Genomic DNA, 2685 nt, shown 5'->3' with positions numbered 1-2685 from the left:
CGCCGCCGGCGACTGGATCGAGACCGGCGGCAATCTCATCGCCATCGGCAACTCCGATCAGGTTTCATGATGCACACCTGTCTACGTCACTGGAAATCCAGCGATCCTTGATCCGGGTTCTGTGTTCGCGGTCGTCTCGCGGCCATGGGCTGGCCCTCGAGGGCGGCGATCTGCCCTTCTGGGATCGCCCAGGGTGCTCCCTTGCAGACCTGCGCAGCCGCGACGAGACCCGAACTGATCATGCGCAGTACCGACATCGTGCTGACGCCAAGCCGACGCGCGGCCTGCTCAAGCGTGAGTTCGCCGCGCTCGGCCATCTCGCCGTTTTTGTGGACGGGCACGCCATGCGTGCTGCGAAAGCTCCTGACACGCGCCTCGGTCCATGGATTGTCACGGCCGGTGCGACGGCCGAGACGATTCAGCGTCGCTGCGATGCCACCATCAGGTTGTTGACGGGCCAGCGCCCGGATCATGTCCCCGGTCTCGGCGTCGCTACTCCAGCGATGTTGACCTGTCCGGTTGCGCGGCGTGCAGAGGCGGGTGTGATCGCCGCCCTTCCAGTGGATCACGAGATCGATCCTGCCCTCGGCCAGGGTGACGACGATCTCCTCGATCACTGCGCGCAGAATGCGCTTGCGCGCTTCGGCGGTGACGCCGGGGTGATCCCATGCCCGCGGCAGGTCGGCGCCAAGCGTCAGCAGATCGCCCCTCTCGGTCTGCGAGAGCGTCGCGGCGCTGGATTCCATCCGCTCGGCGAGGCTGTCCTCGAGACGGCGCGCCGCGGCGAGGCAGTCGTTCCAGCGACGCTCGAGCTCCGCGGCGACGAGACGGTTCGCCGGGTCGACGGCGTCGTACTGCCGCCGGGCGAGGTCGGCCTCGTAGCGCGCCTGTGTTAGCGCCAGCTCCGCCTGCCGACGCAGCGCCGCCGCATCCTCGTCGCGTCGCTCGACCGCCTCGAGCGCCGCGGCGATCCCGAGCGGAGACAGCAGCCGCAGCGTCTCGGCCGCCACCCCGGCGTCGACCCGCAGACCGCCGAACGAGATGCAGGGCCCGGTCCCGTGATTGATCGCCGCGCCGCGACAGCCATAGCGGACGCAGAAGCCATCCTTGCCGCTGTAGTAGACGTGCAGGCGTCGCCCGCAATGGCCGCAGCGAAGCAAGCCCGCCAGCAGGGCGTCGCCGCGACGCACTGCGCCGCGCGCCATCAGGCCGAGGGAGTTGGCGTTGTCGGCGATCAGCCGCTGGTTCCTTTCGAACTCGGCCCAGGAAACGTAGCCCTCGTGATGATCCACGATCAACACGTCCCAGTCCTCGCGGTCGCGGCGGTGACCGCGGCTGACCCGTTTGCGGCCCTGCTCGACCGTCACCCGGCTTGCGGTCCGGCCAAAGGCGTAGGCGCCGCCGTAGATCGGGTTGGTCATCAGGTTGTGGATCGTCTTGTAGACCGGCGGCTTCCAGACGATCCGTCTCCCGTCCGGCCCCGTCTCGACGGCGGGCATCAGCACGCCCTCCTGCCTCAGCCACAGATGAACCTGCCGGATGCTCTGGAACTCGGCGAACCTGTCGAACGCCAGCTTCAGCGCGGCGCGAACCCGCTGGTCGGGGTCGAGCGCGATCCGGTCATGCCGGACCTTCACGTAGCCCACGGCGACGGTGAGGAAGAGCTCGCCCCGCCGCGCCTTCTGGCGCAGCGCCTCCAGCGAGCGCTGCCGCAGGATCGACAGCTCCATCTCGCTCATCGTGCCCTTCATCCCGAGCAGCAGCCGGTCGTTGGGCAGCCGCGGGTCGTAGAGCCCGTCCTCGTCGGCGAGCAGGCAGCCAACCAGACCGCAAAACTCCAGCAGCGTGTGCCAGTCCCGCCCGTTGCGCGCCAGCCGCGACGCCTCCACGGCCAGCACGATGCCGACCCGGCCTTCGCAGATCGCCACCAGCAGCCGCTCGAAGCCCGGCCGGGCCACGCCGCCGCCGGATCGGCCCAGGTCGTCGTCGATCACTTCGGGCTCCGCCCAACCGAGCCGGCGCGCCCGGTCCGCCAGACCGTACTGCCGACGCCGGCTCTCATGGTTGTGCTGGACCTGATCCTGCGTCGATTGCCGCACATAGACGAAAGCCTGACGGGCCAGATGGTCAGACGCGATCTTGCTCATCGTCCGCCTCCCGCCCCGTCGTCTCCAGCGCTCCGACCTGCGGTATCCGCGCCGCCAGCGCCTCCAGCAGCAGCGCAGCGATCAGCGGTCGAACCTCGTCCTGCGCCGCCTCGGGCAACCGCCGGGCCAGCCCCGCCAAGGCGAACAGATCGCCTTGGCCCATCCATCGCTCCCGTCCCATCCCGCGCTCCCACCGCTCCGCCTGGATGCGAGGATAGGAGCGCGCTCAGCGCGAGCCGCAGATCGCGCAACGCAGAAAGCGCAAGCTTCGGGCGCTCGCAAAGCGACATCGCGGACGCCGACGCGCCGACCATCCACTCGGGCACTTGGGTCAGCGTCCCGTCCGCCTGGCAAATCACCAGCATCCGCACCTCGCGGAAACGGTGACGGCGAACAACTGTCACCGCCTCGCCGAAACGCGGGTGAAACGGATAGCGGATCGTCACTCCGAACGGCCGAAAGTGGGTAGTATGGGACGGGCACGTCAGGAGCCGGAAAAACGCATCTCCTGTGCGCCGTCGGCCACGCCCTCGTCGAA

The 2685-nt window shown here is 69.0% G+C and carries 2 protein-coding genes; both read right to left on the bottom strand.

The genetic code is table 11. The annotated features are described in order from the left end of the window. Positions 1–86: 86 nt before the first annotated feature. Entirely contained in the window at positions 87–2147 is a 2061-nt protein-coding gene (locus V7Q31_RS18615; protein ID WP_333835332.1) for a recombinase family protein, read from the bottom strand. Next, positions 2128–2310, bottom strand: coding sequence for a hypothetical protein (locus tag V7Q31_RS18610; RefSeq protein ID WP_333835331.1), 183 nt, complete (start codon positions 2308–2310; stop codon positions 2128–2130). The genes V7Q31_RS18615 and V7Q31_RS18610 overlap by 20 nt, the downstream gene beginning before the upstream one ends. Positions 2311–2685: the final 375 nt, after the last annotated feature.

It is taken from the genome of Rubrimonas sp. (assembly GCF_036788415.1).
Lineage (GTDB): Bacteria > Pseudomonadota > Alphaproteobacteria > Rhodobacterales > Rhodobacteraceae > Rubrimonas.
Note: the sequence above shows the minus strand (reverse complement) of the source record. Positions and strands in the feature narration are given on the sequence as shown.

Excerpts from the sequence above, each read along its gene's own strand:
- V7Q31_RS18615 (WP_333835332.1), bottom strand. The coding sequence starts at position 2,147 with ATGAGCAAGATCGCGTCTGACCATCTGGCCCGTCAGGCTTTCGTCTAT.
- V7Q31_RS18610 (WP_333835331.1), bottom strand. The coding sequence starts at position 2,310 with ATGGGCCAAGGCGATCTGTTCGCCTTGGCGGGGCTGGCCCGGCGGTTG.